A 16,178-nucleotide genomic window follows, 5' to 3' on the forward strand; every position below is an offset into this window, starting at 1 on the left:
TCAAAGATTAGGCGCCGGCCTGCATTTTAGCCAAGCGAGAAAACTGGTGCATGGAGCCCAGCTGCGCGTACAGCGGCGGCAGGAAGCCACGCTTACGGAAGTCGGCGAAGTCTTCTTCGCTCAGCTCGCCCAGTTTCTTCTCATCAACCATGTAGATGCCGGTCAGGTTGATCTTCTCACCACCAGCGTTAACTGCAACGTTTTGAGTGGTCAGCAGGTCTTTCTCAGCCAGGATGGTAATGAACGCTTTGGTCATCTGGTCACTTTCCAGGTAGCCCACCAGAGACTCTTTCTTGGCCTTCAGGTACTCAGACTCTTCACCGGCTTCGTCGAACAGGGCATTACCCTCTTCTTCGCCAACAACAGGGCTGTTTTCAACCAGACCTACCATCAGCTTCTCCTTATCATCGCCGGCAGGAGCCAGAACGAAAGGATGATTGCGCACAGCGCCAGGAACGAAAACGCCTTTCCACTTTTCGCCGTCCACAAACAGGTTTTCGCCTACTTTCAGGCTCAGTAGTGCAACAGACTGGAATTGACCAGTATCGGAGTTCTTGACGAACACAATCGGATATTCTGCACCCAAACGGGCGAATTCGTGAGCAGTTACGGGCACCATATGTGCGTTTTTTACATGCTCAAATGTCCCCAATTCACGCACTTTCAGTTTTCCGTGAACGTCGCTGCGCAGAGGTACGATTTTTGGGGCTTCTACAGTGGCCATACAACACCTTATTGAAATTTGAAGTTATTCTAAAAAAGCCCGCCTAGTATATTTTTCATACGAAAAAAGGGAAGCAAAAACTTCCCTTTTTCCGATACATTACGGTTTTAACTCGCCATTAGAACTTGTATGAAGCTCCAATATTGATGCGGCGAGCAGTTTCGTATTCATACAGCGGGAACCCTGAAGTGAAACCAGTTCCCGGCGCAGGCTCGGCGTTATTACCAATCTGAACAGACTCTTCTGCCAGCAGGTTATTCACATCAAGCTTGACATCCAGGTTCTCTGTTGCGTACCACACTGCGCTCAAATCCAGGCTGCCGAAGTCATCGTGCAGACGATTACCGTAGGAACCGGATTCCCGAATCATGTACTCGCTACGCCAGTTGTAGGAGACACGAGCAGAGAACATATCATTTTCGTAGTAACCAGTCAGGTTATAAACGTTCTCGGAGCTGTCACTCAGGAACGGGTTACCGTCAGTAAACGTTGCTGCGTCAGTATCGGTGTCAGTCCAGGTATAGTTGGCGATGGTACCGAAGCCGTTACCGAAATCTTGCTGGTAACCCAGCTCGATACCAGTGATCTTAGCATCCTCGCCATTGTCTTTTTCTTGAACAATCCAGCCGAAACCAGCTTCGCTATCCGGCAGCTCGAAGGGAATTTCACTCGCAGAAGCAGCGTACTCGGTGATGGTCACAAAGTTGCTGACATCTTTGTAGAATACACCACCAGAGATCAGAGAACCTTCAGCGAAGTAGTACTCAATCCCCAGGTCAAACTGGTTCGCCAGGAAAGGCTCTAGACCGATGTTACCGGTAACCCAGTACTGATTGTTGTCGATCTCATCGTTGGCACCGATGGGGCTCGGGTTAACGTACATATCAACGTATTGAGGACGCGCCATTACCTTAGCCGCAGAAGTACGCAAGATAACGTCTTCACTCAGGTTATACGCCAAGTTGAAGCTCGGCAGAACAACAGAATAGTCAGCATCAGCTTCCGTCTTCACACCATCGAGATAATAAGTGGAGGTCGCGTCGGTGGTCACATAGCGAACACCAAAATTACCGCGAACATCACCTATCTCATAGGTCGCCATTGCGTAAATTGCGGAGTTAGTCTCATCAATCTCGCTGTAGGAGCCCAAGTCTTCTACCTTGCCAGTAATGGAAGCTTTAGCCCATGCTTTCAGAGCGTCGTCGTCCAGTCTTGGGATTTCGTAGCCACCAGCGCCAGCGTCGATAGTGCCATTAATTATGCCATCAGTAGAGATTACCGCATCAAAGTCATCCGCCTGCAGGAACTCAAAGCGACGACTAGTGGCGTTGTGATCCGCAGTTTTGATACCAGTTTTGATTGAATTGATCGCACCAATTTCTACATCAAATTCCAGGTCCGCTTGGAAATAGGCCTCTTCATCAGTTTTCGGGGTGGCATTGAAGTTAGCGCCAGTGCCCATTGCCAGGCTACCTGGGTCATAGCTTCCCAGGTCAAAGCCGTTCAGATCCCAAGTCTGGCTACCATTCATGAAATCATAGGAAGCACCGTCCAGAGCAAATCCGCCCGAACCGTCATCAACTACCATTTCGAAGTCAGTACCACCGGTAGAGGAAGTAGAGCCCACCTGTACGCTCAACTCATAGCCATCACCCGTGTAAGTCGTGGTGAGATCGAAAACATCGGAGTTCATGGTCGCTTCACGTGGACGCGCCTGCAGGTAGGCAACGTTCAGAGGACCACGGGCGGTTGTACCATTAATCTGGTCGGAAGGGTCAACGTCCACACCACACCAACCACAGTTACCTTGGGTCAGCCACAGCGCGTAGTTAGTATTGTCCGCCTCCATTTGCATGTCGATAGCGTTTAGAACGATATCGAGGTTTTCTGTCGGCTGATATTGGAAAGTAGCGTTAATCGCGGAACGCTTACGTTCCTGCTCGAACGCAACTGGGCCGGCGCCCCACTCCCAGAACGCTTCATTACCTTGACGTTGCAGCAGGCGCTCTTGAGATACAGCGGAAACCAGTACACCGAAAGTCTCGGAATCGTTCTTCCAGCTGGCAAGCCCAGAGAATTGTGGGTCAGTGGAATCAGAATCAGACTGCTGGGACGCTTCAACAGAAGCGCGTAGGGTCAGAGGGTCAAGATCTAGCGGCTTGCGGGTATTGATTACAACGGTACCACCCACACCGCCTTCAGCGAGGTCAGCCTGGGAGGACTTGTAAACTTCAATGTTACCAACCAGCTCGGAAGGCAGCAGCTCGTAGTTAAAGCTACGCTTGGCGGGCTCGAGGACGAACCAACCGGTGGACGCAACATTCTGGCCATTCAGGGTGGTCAGAGTCAGGTCATTACCTGCGCCGCGGATAGATACCGCAGCACCTTCTCCGAATTGACGCTGGATCGTTACGCCCGGAACACGCTGCAATGACTCTGCAACGTTCTTGTCCGGGAACTTACCGATATCTTCTGAAGAAATAGCGTCGACAATAGAGTATGAGTCACGCTTTGTGCTGAGGGCATCCTGCAGAGAACCGCGAATACCAGTAACGGTAATTTCTTCCAGAGCACTATTCTGAGCAACTGCCAGCGGAGCCATCAGGCCACCACTCAGTACAGCTGCACTGATCGAGAGAGCGAGTTTGTTGCGCTTAAGCATCGATTTCCCCTTCCTTTTTTATAGATATAAAGGTTTGGTTAGAAACTTTTATTCACCTTGTACCGCCAAATGATAGCGCTGTCATTCGTTTTTATGATAGCGCTGTCATTCTCACGATCGACAATACACAGAATGAAATAAAAAAGCTACAGGCCTTCGGGGAATTTATCTGGGTATTTTGCAGTTTTTTGTAACAGCTGCCTGTCATTTGTGACAGTTGGGAGTGATTTTACATGGGAACTGGGACGCACACAGGATATTTTCTGTACAGAAAAGGTGACCGGTTAGTCTTCCGCTTCAGATGGAGGGTTTATATAGGCTGGAACCAAAACTCCCGGCACAGAGCCGGGAGTTTACGGGAGTCCGTTCAGAATCCGCTAGAGATTACTCGATTTCCTTGATTCTCATGGAGCTGGTACCGCCACCCATATTCAGGCGCTCGCCTTGGGTGATCAGGATACGCTGGCCTTTCTCCAGTTCGATACGGGACCCCAAAACCTCGACAATCGCATCGGTCAAGTGACCTAGTGGTACGGACGCAGGGTCAAACTCAATGGGCTCGACACCACGCAGCAACACCAGTTGGCGGGCAACGCGGGAATGACGGGTCAGTGCGTAGATCGGCAGGCGACTGGTAGCCCGGGACATGATGCGTGGGGTGCGGCCGGATTCGGTAAGCGCGGCAACGGCGCACAGGTTTTCAACTCGTGCTGCAGATTCGATTGCGGCCTGGGCAATCACCGTATCGATTGCTTCCGACGCAGTACGGTCGGCTGCCGGACGGGAGGTTGTCCCCAGGTACTGCTCTGCACCAACAACCACTTCCGCCATGGACTCCACGGCAGCGACCGGGAAATCGCCGGCAGCGGTTTCCGCGGATAGCATTACCGCGTCGGTACCATCCAGCACGGCGTTGGCCACATCCATCACTTCCGCGCGGGTCGGCGTGGGATTGGTGATCATGGATTCCATCATCTGGGTGGCGGTAATCACACCGCGGTTCAGCGCATTGGCACGGTTGATCAGTTTTTTCTGCACGCCCACCAGTGCAGCATCGCCAATTTCCACACCCAAATCACCACGGGCCACCATGATGACATCGGAGGCGAGAATAATATCGTCCATCTGCTGGTCATTATTCACCGCTTCGGCGCGCTCAACCTTGGCCACGATGGCGGCATTGCTGCCGGCTTCGCGCATGGCCTTGCGAGCGATTTCCAGATCCTCGCCGCTGCGCGGAAAACTCACCGCCAGGAAATCCACATCCAGCTCGGCAGCGAGCTTGATGTCTTCGTAGTCTTTTTCTGTCAGCGCCGGCGCAGAAAGGCCGCCACCCAGAAGGTTGATACCTTTATTGTTGGAGAGCTTGCCACCCTGCAGTACACGGCAGAACAGCTTGCTGTTGGTGCCACCGGTCACCTCGAGACGAATCTTGCCGTCGTCCAGCAACAGGATATTACCAGGCTTGCAGTCGGCGATCAGGGACGGGTAGTCCACGCCCACTTTCTGCTGGTTACCACCCTCTTTCGGGCAGTCCGCATCAAGGGTGAACTCCGCATTATTCTCGAGAAAGATGCTGCCTTCGGCAAAACGGGCGATGCGAATTTTCGGGCCTTGCAGGTCACCGAGTACGGCAACCAGTTTGTTTTGCTCTGCAGCGGCACGACGCACTTCTTCCACACGCTTGCGGTGATCGTCGGCACTGCCATGGGAGAAGTTCAGGCGTACAACATTAACGCCGGCGCGGATAATCTCGTCAATAACACGCGGCTTGTCTGTGCCTGGGCCGAGCGTGGCAACAATTTTAGTATGGCGAATCATAGTGGTGTTTTTGTATTTGAATTAGGAGTGAGACGTTTTTTTGATAATCGAATTGTTATTTCAGTCGTTATTGACTGGGGAATAATACCGGAGCGGGTATTGCACCCACTCCGGCAAGATAACGAAACGTTATCAGGCTGCAGTTTATTAACAGTTACAGCCGTTTTACTTGGCTCGATTAAAGACCCTGAGCCTTCGCCATTGCCAGGCTGGTATCGAGCATACGGTGAGAGAAGCCCCACTCGTTGTCGTACCAGGACATGACTTTCACCAGGTTACCGTTTACACGGGTGTGGTTGGCATCGAAGTGGCTGGAAGCCGCAGTGTGGTTAAAATCCACAGAGACCAGAGGCTGGTCGCAGTAAGACAGCACACCACCTTTCATGCTACCGGCGGCATCTTGCAGGATTGCATTGATTTCATCGGCAGTGGTTTCGCGGCTGGCGATAAACTGGCAATCCACCAGGGATACGTTATTTACCGGTACACGAACGGCCATACCATCCAGCTTGCCTTGCAGTTCTGGCAGAACCAGGCCAACTGCAGCGGCAGCGCCAGTCTTGGTTGGAATCATGTTGTCTGCCGCAGCGCGCGCGCGGTAGATATCTTTGTGTACCGCATCCTGAGTGTTCTGATCGTTGGTATAGGCGTGCACGGTAGTCATAAAGCCGCGCTCGATGCCGATGGATTCGTTCAGAACCTTGGCCACCGGAGCCAGGCAGTTGGTGGTACAGGACGCGTTGGATACAACTTTGTGTTCCGCAGTCAATTTATCGTCATTTACCCCATAAACCACGGTCAGGTCAGCATCTTTGGACGGTGCAGAAATCAGTACCGCTTTGGCACCCGCTTGCATGTGCTTGGAAGCTGCCGCTTTATCGGTAAACAAGCCGGTACATTCCAGCACCAGATCCACTTCCAGTTCCGCCCACGGCAGAGCAGCGGGGTCGCGCTCCTGGCAAACTTTTACGGTGTCGCCACCGATCACCAGATTTTCGCCGTCGACGGCAACTTCGGTGTTGAAACGGCCGTGTACAGTGTCGAAACGGGTCAGGTGGGCATTGGCCTCAACCGGCGCCAGATCATTGATCGCGACCAGTTGGATGCGGTCGTTGTAGCCGGACTCGTAAATAGCACGAGTTACATTGCGTCCAATACGTCCATATCCGTTGATAGCAATTCTGAGTTTCATATCGCTACACCCTCTGTGTCTTAAAAATTGTGGATTATTTGTTTGTTCTAAGCGCCGGGTGATCGATCCCCCCCAGCACAATTCTGCTCAGTGAAACTGCTTTTAACCTTTCAGCAGGGAGGCCTCTTTGGCCAGACGGGTAATTTCCGCCCAGTTTTTCTCGGCAACCAGTTTCGGTGCTGCCATCCAGGAACCACCCACACAAACGACGTTGGACAGCGCCAGGTAATCACGTGCATTGCTCGGGCTGACGCCGCCGGTGGGGCAGAACTTCACTTTAGCCAGCGGACCACCGATGGATTTCAGCATCGGGATGCCACCGGCCGCTTCTGCGGGGAAGAATTTCTGATAACCGTAGCCACGCTCGAACAGGCGCATTACTTCTGATGGGTTCGCAGCACCTGGCAGCAGCGGTACCGATACGTTATCTGCCGCATCCAGCAGCGCCTCGGTGGCACCCGGGCTTACCATAAACGTCGCACCGGCATCCACGGAGCGCTGGATGTCGCCGGCGTTCAATACGGTACCAGTACCAACGTGGGCATCCGGCAGATGCTTGGCAATTTCCTCTACGGCCGCCAATGCAGCCTCCGTACGCAGGGTTACTTCCAATACGTTAAGGCCACCTTCCACCAGTGCCTGCGCTAACGGCAGTGCGTCGCTGACGTTATCCACCACGATCACCGGCACTACGCCAGCCTGCTCCAAAACGGGTACCAGATTCTCTTGCATACTCACTTCCTAAAACTCGTCGAAATTCATTATTGGCTTATGGAGCCCAGTACACGGTGACTGGCTTCGCCCCTTGCTTGAGAATGCTGCGTACCGGCATTTCACTCACGTCATCACCGAGCAGCGCCTGGCGATAGACCTTGAGTTTTTCCTCACCGGTAATCAGCAATTTGATTTCTTTCGCCTGCAAGATTGCAGCGAGGGTCAGCGTCATACGTTGGGTATGCGCTCCCGTCACCGCGCTCTGCTTGGCGGTAATGGCTTTACACAGCTTTCCACTCTTTGCGTCGAGCGCATCATCCAGCCCTTCTGCATAGGGGAAAAAAGACGCGGTATGACCGTCGTTCCCCATGCCGAGTACACAGACATCAAACGGGCGCGGCAGCTCTTGAAAAGCGCGTTCGCAATCCGCTTCACCTTCAGCCGGTGTCGCCGCGGCATTTTTCATACCCAGGCAAGGCGCCTTGGCCGCTTCATTCTGCAGCAGGCTATTTGAGATAAATGCGAGATTACTCCCGGCTTCATCTTTTTCCACCCAACGCTCGTCAACCAGCGCTACATTCACCTGTTCCCAGGGCAGTGGACGACGGGAAAGCTCACGATAAACCGGCTCAGGCGAGCTGCCACCGCTCACCAGAAAGGTCGCCTGACCGTTGGCCTTGATGCCGGCGTGCAGTGCCGCTGCGCACTCATTGGCAAGAGCCAGCGTGAGCCGTTCCCTATCTGCAAAAAACTTTTCTTCAACCATGTCGTTTTGACCTTTGCGTATTTTGCCGGTGCTGTCAGGTTAAATTACGGGTTAAACCTGTTGTTAAACCTAGGGGTTAAACCAATGGTGACCATTTTCGGCCAGCAACTGATTGGAGGCCTGCGGCCCCCAGGTTCCCGCACGGTACAACTGCGGCTGATTCGCAGTATCGCGCCAGTGGTCGATGATCGGATCGACCCAGGCCCAGGCCGCTGCCACTTCTTCGCGGTGAATAAATAGCGCGGAATTGTTTGCTGCGGCGTCCAGCATGAGACGCTTGTAGGCATCACTTTTGAAGCTGTCGTAGGTATCCGAAAGTGTCAGGTTCAGCTCTACCGGTTGCAGCTCCATGGTGAGACTGTCCATCTTCTTGGCCATCAGCACCATTTTGATGCTTTCTTCCGGCTGCAGACGAATCACAAGGCGGTTTGGCAGTACTTTACCGGCCTCAGGCTGATACACGCTATGGGAAACGTTCTTGTACTGAATCACGATTTCTGCACAGCGCTTTTCCATACGTTTGCCGGTGCGTAGATAAAACGGCACACCGGTCCAGCGCCAGTTATCGATGTGTGCACGGATCGCGACGAAGGTCTCAGTGGTGCTGTTTGCCGCTTTCAACTCTTCCAGATAGCCGGGAACCAGCTCCTTACCCAGACCACCAGCCACGTACTGGCCGCGCACGATGTTGTTATCGACACTATCGCCAGTCAGCGGCCGCAGAGCCTCCAGCACTTTGATTTTTTCCGAGCGGATATTGCGCGCGGACATGCTGTTCGGCGATTCCATGGCGATCAGACACAGCAGCTGCAGTAGGTGGTTCTGAACCATGTCGCGCATTGCGCCGGTGTCATCGTAAAAACCCGCGCGCCCTTCCAGACCCACGGTTTCGGAAATACTGATCTGGATGTGATCGATGGTCTTCGCATCCCACAGGTGTTCGAACAGCACGTTACTGAAGCGCAGGGCCAGCAGGTTCTGTACGGTTTCTTTACCCAGGTAGTGGTCGATGCGGAAAATGCTGTCTTCCGGAAAGTACTCGGCGATCTTGCTGTTGATCTCGTCGGAGGTCTTAGCGTTGTAGCCAAGGGGCTTTTCCACAACCACGCGGGAGTTTTCGTGGATAAGCCCTTTTACGGAAAGGTTCTCACAGCAAGGGCCAAATACCGCCGGCGGAATCGCGAGATAAAACAGACGGGTGCGCTTGGTGTCCTTACCCAGAATATCCACCAGACCGTCCCACTGCTCATCGGGCTTGGCGATATCCAGATATACGGCGCGCAACAGGCCGCTGAATTCTTTCCAGTTTTTATCACTGTATTCACCATCGCGCAGATGGGTTTTCAGCGCTTGCTGTGCGGTCTTCATGTAGGTGTCCGCGTCTTCCTGACGACGGACCACAGGCAGGATGCGGGTGTCCTTGTTCAGGCCACCTTCAATATAAGCGCGATACAACGCAGGAATCAGTTTGCGCAGAGACAGATCGCCGCCGCCGCCAAACAGTACCATGTCGAATGAATTTGCCATTTCGTTGCTCTCAAACAGTTGCGCGGGCCTGATGTGTTATCAGCGCCCGCACGAATTCAGTTAAAAAAGAATGCTACCGCCGGTTTCTGCGCCGCTCGCAAGCTTGCGCATATTGACAAACAGATCCCGTCCCATGCCGCTGTTGTTGGCTGACAGGTCGCATTCCGCTGGCGCGCGTGCGGCCAGCTCTTCATCACTTACATCTACTTTGAGAACGCCGGCTTCCGCGTCCAGCTCTACAATATCTCCGTCCTGGATTTTTGCGATTACGCCACCTTCCAGCGCTTCCGGGGAAAGGTGGATGGCCGCCGGCACTTTACCGGAGGCGCCGGACATGCGGCCGTCGGTGACCAGCGCCACCTTGAAACCGCGGTCCTGCAGTACGCCGAGGGATGGCGTCAGCTTGTGCAGTTCCGGCATACCGTTGGCCTGTGGGCCCTGGAATCGCACCACGGCCACAAAATCTTTTTCCAGCTTGCCCGCTTTGAACGCGTCCAGCATGTCGTCCTGACTGTTGAACACAACTGCCGGTGCTTTCACTTTCAGCTGCGGGGTTTTCAGCGCGGAAACCTTGATCACGCTGTTACCCAGATTGCCTTTCAACAATTGCAGGCCGCCGTGGCTGGAGAACGGATCCGCTGCCGGGCGAATGATGTCCGGGTTGCCGGACTCTTCGGCGGTCGGGCGCCACACCAGGCCGTCCTTGTCTTCATTCAGGAACGGATCGTAGGTGTAGGGTTCCATACCGGAATCGCCGAGTACGGTGGCCACATCGTTGTGCAGCAGACCTGCCCCGAGCAATTCGCGGATCAGATACTGCATACCGCCGGCCGCGGCAAAGTGGTTGATGTCCGCGGTACCGTTCGGGTACACGTGGCACAGCAGCGGCACTACTTCAGACAGCTCTGCCATATCCTGCCAGGTAATCTGGATGCCGGCGGCGCGCGCCATGGCGATCAGGTGCATGGTGTGGTTGGTAGAGCCACCGGTTGCGTGCAGGCCAACGATGCCGTTGACGAAGGCTTTTTCGGTCAGGATCTTGGCGATGGGTGTGTAGTTGCTGGGCTCGGAGTTCTGTACCAGCTGCTTCACCGCCGCTTTGTTCATGGCATCGCGCAGTTCGGTGCCCGGATTGATAAACGAGCTGCCCGGCAATTGCAGGCCCATGATTTCCACCAGCATCTGGTTGCTGTTGGCGGTACCGTAGAAGGTGCAGGTACCCGCGCTGTGATAGGAGGCGCTTTCCGCTTCCAGTAATTCTTTGCGGCCCACTTTGCCTTCCGCGTACAGCTGGCGAACGCGTACTTTTTCCGCGTTGGCAAGACCGGTTGGCATGGGACCTGCAGGTACAAATACCGCAGGCAGGTGACCAAAAGACAGAGCACCAATCACCAGACCGGGAACAATCTTGTCGCAGATGCCGAGGTACATTCCGCCGTCAAACATATCGTGTGACAGGGAGATGGCGGTGGCCATGGCGATGACATCGCGGGAAAACAGTGACAGTTCCATACCGGGCTGACCCTGGGTCACGCCATCACACATGGCGGGTACACCACCGGCAACCTGCGCGGTTGCACCGTTGCGCAGGGCTTCTGCCTTGAGCATTTCCGGGTAAGTGCCGTAAGGCTGGTGCGCCGACAACATATCGTTGTAAGCAGTGACGATTGCCAGATTGGGGCCATGCCCGGAGGCGATCAGATTTTTGTCATGATCGCTGGACGCTGCCATCGCATGCGCCAGGTTGCCGCAGGACAGCTTGTGACGCGCACGGCCTTTGCCCTGCGCGCGCTCGACCTGAGCCAGGTAAGTCGCCCGGGTTTCTTCGCTGCGGCGGATGATCCTTTCGGTCACCGTCTGTACGCGACTGTGTACCACTGTTTTGTTTGCCATTTTTTCAACTCTTCGATTTTTATCAGCTCGTTTCACGCTGCAGCACAATGTGCGTTTAAGCCTGTTCTCCAGCAGACTCAGCCACCTCTATTTCAGGCAGCTCCGTGGACGTAACCGCGCCGTTTATCCGGCGGTAGTATTCGATCAGTTGGGCAGTAGAACCGTCTTCGCCTGCCAGGTCGCCGGAAGCCAGTTTTGGCTCCAGTTTGTTAGCAAGGCCCTTACCCAGTTCCACTCCCCACTGATCAAAGGAATAAATTTGCAAAATCACACCTTGAACAAAAATCTTGTGCTCATAGAGTGCGATCAGCGCTCCCAGTGATCGGGGGTCCAACTCCTTCAAGAGTATTGTGTTACTTGGCTTTCCACCCCTGTGGACCTTGAATGGGGTGAGCCTTTTTATTTCTTCTTGCGACAGCCCCTTGGCTGCCAGTTCACGACCGACGGACTCTGCGTCCACGCCGTTCATCAGTGCCTGACTCTGGGCAAACATGTTTGCCAGCAGAATCTCGTGGTGACCGTCGAGGTCGTGCCCTGGGGTCACACTGCCGATAAAGTCGGCGGGAACCACTTCCGGGCTCTGGTGCAGATACTGATAAAACGCATGCTGCCCGTTGATGCCCGTCTGGCCCCATATTAGAGGGCCGGTGGTGTAGTCCACCTCCACCCCTGCACGGGTGGTAGATTTGCCGTTACTCTCCATATCCGCCTGCTGCAGATAGGAAGGCAACATGTGCAGTGCCTGTTCGTAGGGCAATACCGCATGTGCCGGGTAACCCATAAAGGTGCAATACCAGACGCTCAGCAGCGCCATGATCACCGGCGCATTGGCCGCAAGCGGCGCCTCGCGGAAGTGCTTGTCCATACTTGCCGCGCCATCCAGCAAGGCGCGGAAATTGTCGAACCCGCAGGCAATGGCAATGGGCAGACCGATGGATGACCACAGCGAGAAGCGCCCGCCTACCCAGTCCCAGAAGCGGAAGGTCCGCTCCGGCAGCACACCAAACTGCTGCGCTTTATCCGGACTGGAAGTCACCGCAACAAAGTGCTGCCGCAGCAGCGCTTCGGTGTCAGCCTCCGGCATCGCCTTCTGCAGCCACTTCAGGCCACTGTTGGCGTTGGTCATTGTCTCGCTGGTCGTGAATGTCTTGGACGAGACAATGAATAAAGTCGAATCGGCATCCAGGCCGGCCAGCACATCCGTGAGCTGGGTTCCATCCACATTGGATACAAAATGCACTGCGACATCGCCCTTCCGATGGGCACGCAGTGCTTCGATGGTGGTTTGCGGCCCGAGATGGGAGCCACCTACCCCAAGATTGACCACATCGGTAATTCGTTTACCGCTGTAGCCAGTCAGGGCTCCATTATGTAGTAAAACTACAAACTCTTTCAAGCGCTCCAACTCGGCTTCCACCAGGCTGGTGACGGATACCCCGCCCACTTCAATATCTTCCGCCAGACCACCGCGCAACGCAGGATGCAGCACCGGGCGGCCTTCTGTGGCATTGATGGGCTTGCCGGCAAATAAGTCCGCTCGCCACTGCGCCAGATCCGCGGCTTCCGCCAGGCGTAATAAATTTACAAAAACGTCCTGATCCAGCAGGTTTTTTGAGTAATCCAGCAGAAATTCCGGCAGCTCCAGGGAGAAACGCTCCGCGCGCTGTGGATCGGCGGCAAACAGTGCCCTCAAGGATTGCCCTTTCAGCGCCGCTGCCTGCGCCTGCAGGACCTGCCAGATTGGCGACTGGGAAAGAGGAACAGAGGAAGATTGAGAGTGAGACGTGTGAGAGTGTGCACTGTGCATAGCGAGCCCCCTAAAGTGGCGCCCGCCGTGGTGTTGCAGGCACCGGTTATTGTTATCTACCCGATTGACCGGCAACTGACTCCCGGCCCCGGAAGCAACTGCCAACCTGTACAAAAACAAATGACAACGCTGTCAATTTGGCGCCAGAGTCACACAGTTGGTAAAAGCTGTCAATTGGGTTTGTAGTTTTATTTCACACCCGGAATAGGCCGGATCACTCGGTGACCCGTAGGCCATCGTCGTTCGCGCCAGAACCGGGTAAACTTGCTTGATAGGCAAATTACGGAATCATTCCAACAAGGACCTTTTAAGGACCCAACAAGGACCCATCAAGGATCACAGCCAACAATGAAGAGCACCATCAACGACGTGGCCGCAAGAGCCGGGGTATCGATCAAGACCGTTTCCCGGGTGATCAACAACGAGCCGTCGGTGCGCCCCGCTACTCGCCAGAAAGTGATGGATGCCGTGGAAGCGCTGCACTACCAACCCAACCTGGCAGCGCGCAACCTGGCGGGCACCCGCAGTTACACCATTGCCCTGATCTACGATAACCCCAACGCCTATTATGTGATCGATATGCAGAACGGTATTCTCGAGGCATGCAAGGCACGAGGGTACGAACTACTGATTCACCCGAGTAATTCCAAGTCCACTAACGTAAATGACGAGCTGCGCGCACTGGTGGAGCACTCCAAAGTGGCGGGCCTGGTACTAACGCCGCCCTTTTCGGAAACACAGTCGGTAATCGATGAGGTCAAAAAACTCGGACTGGATTATGTGCGCATCGTTTCCAGTGGCGCCGCCGAAGGGGACGAAGACAACTGCATTCAGGTGGACGATACCGCAGCCGCCTTCGACATCACCAAACATCTGATTGAAAACGGCCACAAGCGTATCGGGTTTCTGGCGGGGGGCGAGGAACACGTCTCCACCCACGGGCGACTGGAGGGCTATAAGGAAGCGCTGCAACAAGCCGGTATCTCCATCGACCCGGATCTGATTATTCCCGGGGAATACTCTTTTGACTCGGGTGTATCCGGGGCCAAAGCACTGCTGGAAAAAGACAACCCGCCCACCGCCATTTTTGCCAGTAACGACGAGATGGCGGCCGGCGCACTTTTCGCCGCCCGCCTGATGCACATCGAAATTCCCGCGCAACTGTCCATCGTCGGTTTCGAGGACAGCCCCTTCTCCCGCCAGACCTGGCCCAAACTCACCACCGCGCACCAGCCCAACAGCGAAATCGCCAAATGCGCCGCCGCCCTGGTACTCAATAAAGCCCGCAGCAAAAGCGCCTCCGAAAGCGCCTCCGCCAACAAAGACGCCGGCATCACCAAAAAATTCGTCCCCGAACTCCTGGTCCGCGACTCCACCGGCCAATCCCCGGCTTAAACGGAATTTACCTCACAGCTCGAGGATCGCCGAAAAGCGTAGCGAGCACCTGTCTGGTGGTGGCCGCCGGAGCGGAAGGAACGGAATGTATGTTAATACATGAGTATCCTGACCGGGCTGGCGCACCAGCACCGCCGGACGCCGCCAGGCATGTGCGCAGTAGCTCTTCGGTGATTCCCCTCCAAAAAAAAGCCCTCACTAGGAGGGCAAAGATGACGAGAACCAAAGAGAGAAACTTTAAAAAGAAACTTAGACTGACTGTAGCGCCAGCTGGATAACCGGAGGTTATTTCCAGCTGCGCATCTTGTGCCCTTTCAGGGCGTAAAACAGGATAAACAGGTAAGCCGGGATGGAGATCACGTAGGCCAACTGGCCATCACCGGTGTCGGCGAAGTGGCCGTACAGGGGCGGCAGAACCGCACCACCGGAGATACCCATGATCAGCAGGGCGGCACCTTTGGAGGTGAACTTACCCAGGCCTTCCAGCGCCAGCGGCCAGATTGCCGGCCAGCACATGGCGTTGGCAAAACCCAGCAGCGCAACAAAGTAGACCGCGTTGGGGATTTCAGGCAGACCGAACAGCGCCAGGGTCGCGGAGGACATCACGGTGCTTTCCATGGAGCCGGTCATCACCGCGATAGTGAAGACAATACCCAGCACCGCAGAGATCAGCAGCGCAGTCTGCTGGCTGATAAAGCGCGGGATAGCGATGGTGCCCCAGATATAACCCAGCACCATAAACACCATGGTGTAGGACGTCAGAACAGAAGCGACCGCAGTATCCAGGCCCGCCTGTTTGCCCAGCAGACCGATCGCGTCACCGGCAATCACTTCCACACCCACATAGAAGAACAGTGCGATAGAGCCCAGGATCAGCTGTGGGAATTTCAGCAGTGCCGGCAGGTTAACCGCCATATCTTCCTGACCTTCCACCACCTCGTCTTCAATATCCGGCAGTGGTGCGAACATCATGGCGATTGCCAACACGAAACCGAGTACCGCCATGCCGATGTAAGGGCTCACCATCTGGCCAGCCAACTCGTCCAGCTTGGCATCTTTCGCGGTGGTAGAGAGTGCAGAGAGCTCTGCTTCAGAAATACCGCTGATACCAGACATCACCAGAGCCGCAAACACCAGCGGCGCAACAATACCAGCACCCTTATTGAGCAAGCCCATCACGCAGATACGCACCGCGGCGGTTTCCGGCGAACCGACTCTGACCACATAAGGGTTGGACGCAGTCTGCAAAATGGTGAGACCGGAGCCCACGACAAACTGTGCCAGCAGGAAGACGCCGAACATACGGCTGTAAGCGGCGGGAATAAAAATCAGTGCACCGACGGCAACCAACGCAAGGCCAAGGGCCATACCGGTCTTGTAGCCGGTGCGCTCTATAATGGCCGCCATGGGCAACGCCATTACGGTGTAAGCGATATAGAAAGCGGAAGCTACCAGCATGGCCTGGAAGGCGCTGAGCTCACAGATGGTTTGCAGGAACGGGATCAGGGCTCCGTTGAGCCAGGTTACAAAACCAAAGATAAAGAACAACAGACCGATGATGGTCATTGGCAGGATACTGCTGCGGGTTTCACCCTGGCTAACAACTGCGGTATTCATAGGCTCACCTTTAATTATCGTTATTTAGCGTTTATGCATTTCGTCATCAGTTTTGTTTTT

General features: G+C 54.8%; 11 protein-coding genes. 1 reads left to right on the forward strand and 10 read right to left on the reverse strand.

Annotation, left to right across the window (positions count from 1 at the left end; translation table 11 throughout):
• Positions 1–7: 7 nt before the first annotated feature.
• The 9 genes from AAFH99_RS14375 to pgi all read right to left on the reverse strand — a co-directional run bounded on the left by AAFH99_RS14375 (position 8) and on the right by pgi (position 13,106).
• Complete coding sequence (locus AAFH99_RS14375) at positions 8–724, reverse strand: SapC family protein (protein WP_406828045.1); 717 nt, start codon at positions 722–724, stop codon at positions 8–10.
• A 118-nt stretch (positions 725–842) separates the two neighbouring features.
• Positions 843–3,386 (reverse strand): TonB-dependent receptor, encoded by a 2,544-nt coding sequence (locus AAFH99_RS14380; protein WP_406828046.1) that lies wholly within the window; start codon positions 3,384–3,386, stop codon positions 843–845.
• Positions 3,387–3,770: 384 nt separating this feature from the next.
• Complete coding sequence (gene pyk / locus AAFH99_RS14385; protein ID WP_043318769.1) at positions 3,771–5,207, reverse strand: pyruvate kinase; 1,437 nt, start codon at positions 5,205–5,207, stop codon at positions 3,771–3,773.
• Positions 5,208–5,385: 178 nt separating this feature from the next.
• Complete coding sequence (gene gap, locus AAFH99_RS14390; protein ID WP_043318770.1) at positions 5,386–6,399, reverse strand: type I glyceraldehyde-3-phosphate dehydrogenase; 1,014 nt, start codon at positions 6,397–6,399, stop codon at positions 5,386–5,388.
• 102 nt (positions 6,400–6,501) lie between these two features.
• Positions 6,502–7,131, reverse strand: a complete 630-nt coding sequence (eda, locus tag AAFH99_RS14395; protein WP_043318771.1) for a bifunctional 4-hydroxy-2-oxoglutarate aldolase/2-dehydro-3-deoxy-phosphogluconate aldolase — start codon at positions 7,129–7,131, stop codon at positions 6,502–6,504.
• Positions 7,132–7,168: 37 nt separating this feature from the next.
• The gene (gene pgl / locus AAFH99_RS14400) at positions 7,169–7,879 is read right to left on the reverse strand and encodes a 6-phosphogluconolactonase (RefSeq protein WP_043318773.1); all 711 of its coding nucleotides are present in this window, start codon (positions 7,877–7,879) and stop codon (positions 7,169–7,171) included.
• A gap of 69 nt (positions 7,880–7,948) precedes the next feature.
• Positions 7,949–9,406, reverse strand: coding sequence for a glucose-6-phosphate dehydrogenase (zwf, locus tag AAFH99_RS14405; protein ID WP_043318775.1), 1,458 nt, complete (start codon positions 9,404–9,406; stop codon positions 7,949–7,951).
• A 60-nt stretch (positions 9,407–9,466) separates the two neighbouring features.
• Positions 9,467–11,299 (reverse strand): phosphogluconate dehydratase, encoded by a 1,833-nt coding sequence (edd, locus tag AAFH99_RS14410; RefSeq protein ID WP_043318777.1) that lies wholly within the window; start codon positions 11,297–11,299, stop codon positions 9,467–9,469.
• A gap of 55 nt (positions 11,300–11,354) precedes the next feature.
• On the reverse strand, positions 11,355–13,106 hold the full coding sequence (gene pgi / locus AAFH99_RS14415; protein ID WP_051687109.1) for a glucose-6-phosphate isomerase: 1,752 nt from the start codon (positions 13,104–13,106) through the stop codon (positions 11,355–11,357).
• Between the two features lie 348 nt (positions 13,107–13,454).
• Between pgi and AAFH99_RS14420 the strand changes: the two genes are divergently transcribed.
• Positions 13,455–14,501, forward strand: a complete 1,047-nt coding sequence (locus AAFH99_RS14420) for a LacI family DNA-binding transcriptional regulator (protein WP_043318778.1) — start codon at positions 13,455–13,457, stop codon at positions 14,499–14,501.
• Positions 14,502–14,786: 285 nt separating this feature from the next.
• Here the strand turns inward: AAFH99_RS14420 and AAFH99_RS14425 are convergent, their stop codons facing one another.
• Positions 14,787–16,118 (reverse strand): sugar MFS transporter, encoded by a 1,332-nt coding sequence (locus AAFH99_RS14425; RefSeq protein ID WP_043318780.1) that lies wholly within the window; start codon positions 16,116–16,118, stop codon positions 14,787–14,789.
• Between the last annotated feature and the right edge of the window lie 60 nt (positions 16,119–16,178).

This window comes from Microbulbifer sp. ARAS458-1 (genome assembly GCF_045348205.1).
Classification (GTDB): domain Bacteria; phylum Pseudomonadota; class Gammaproteobacteria; order Pseudomonadales; family Cellvibrionaceae; genus Microbulbifer.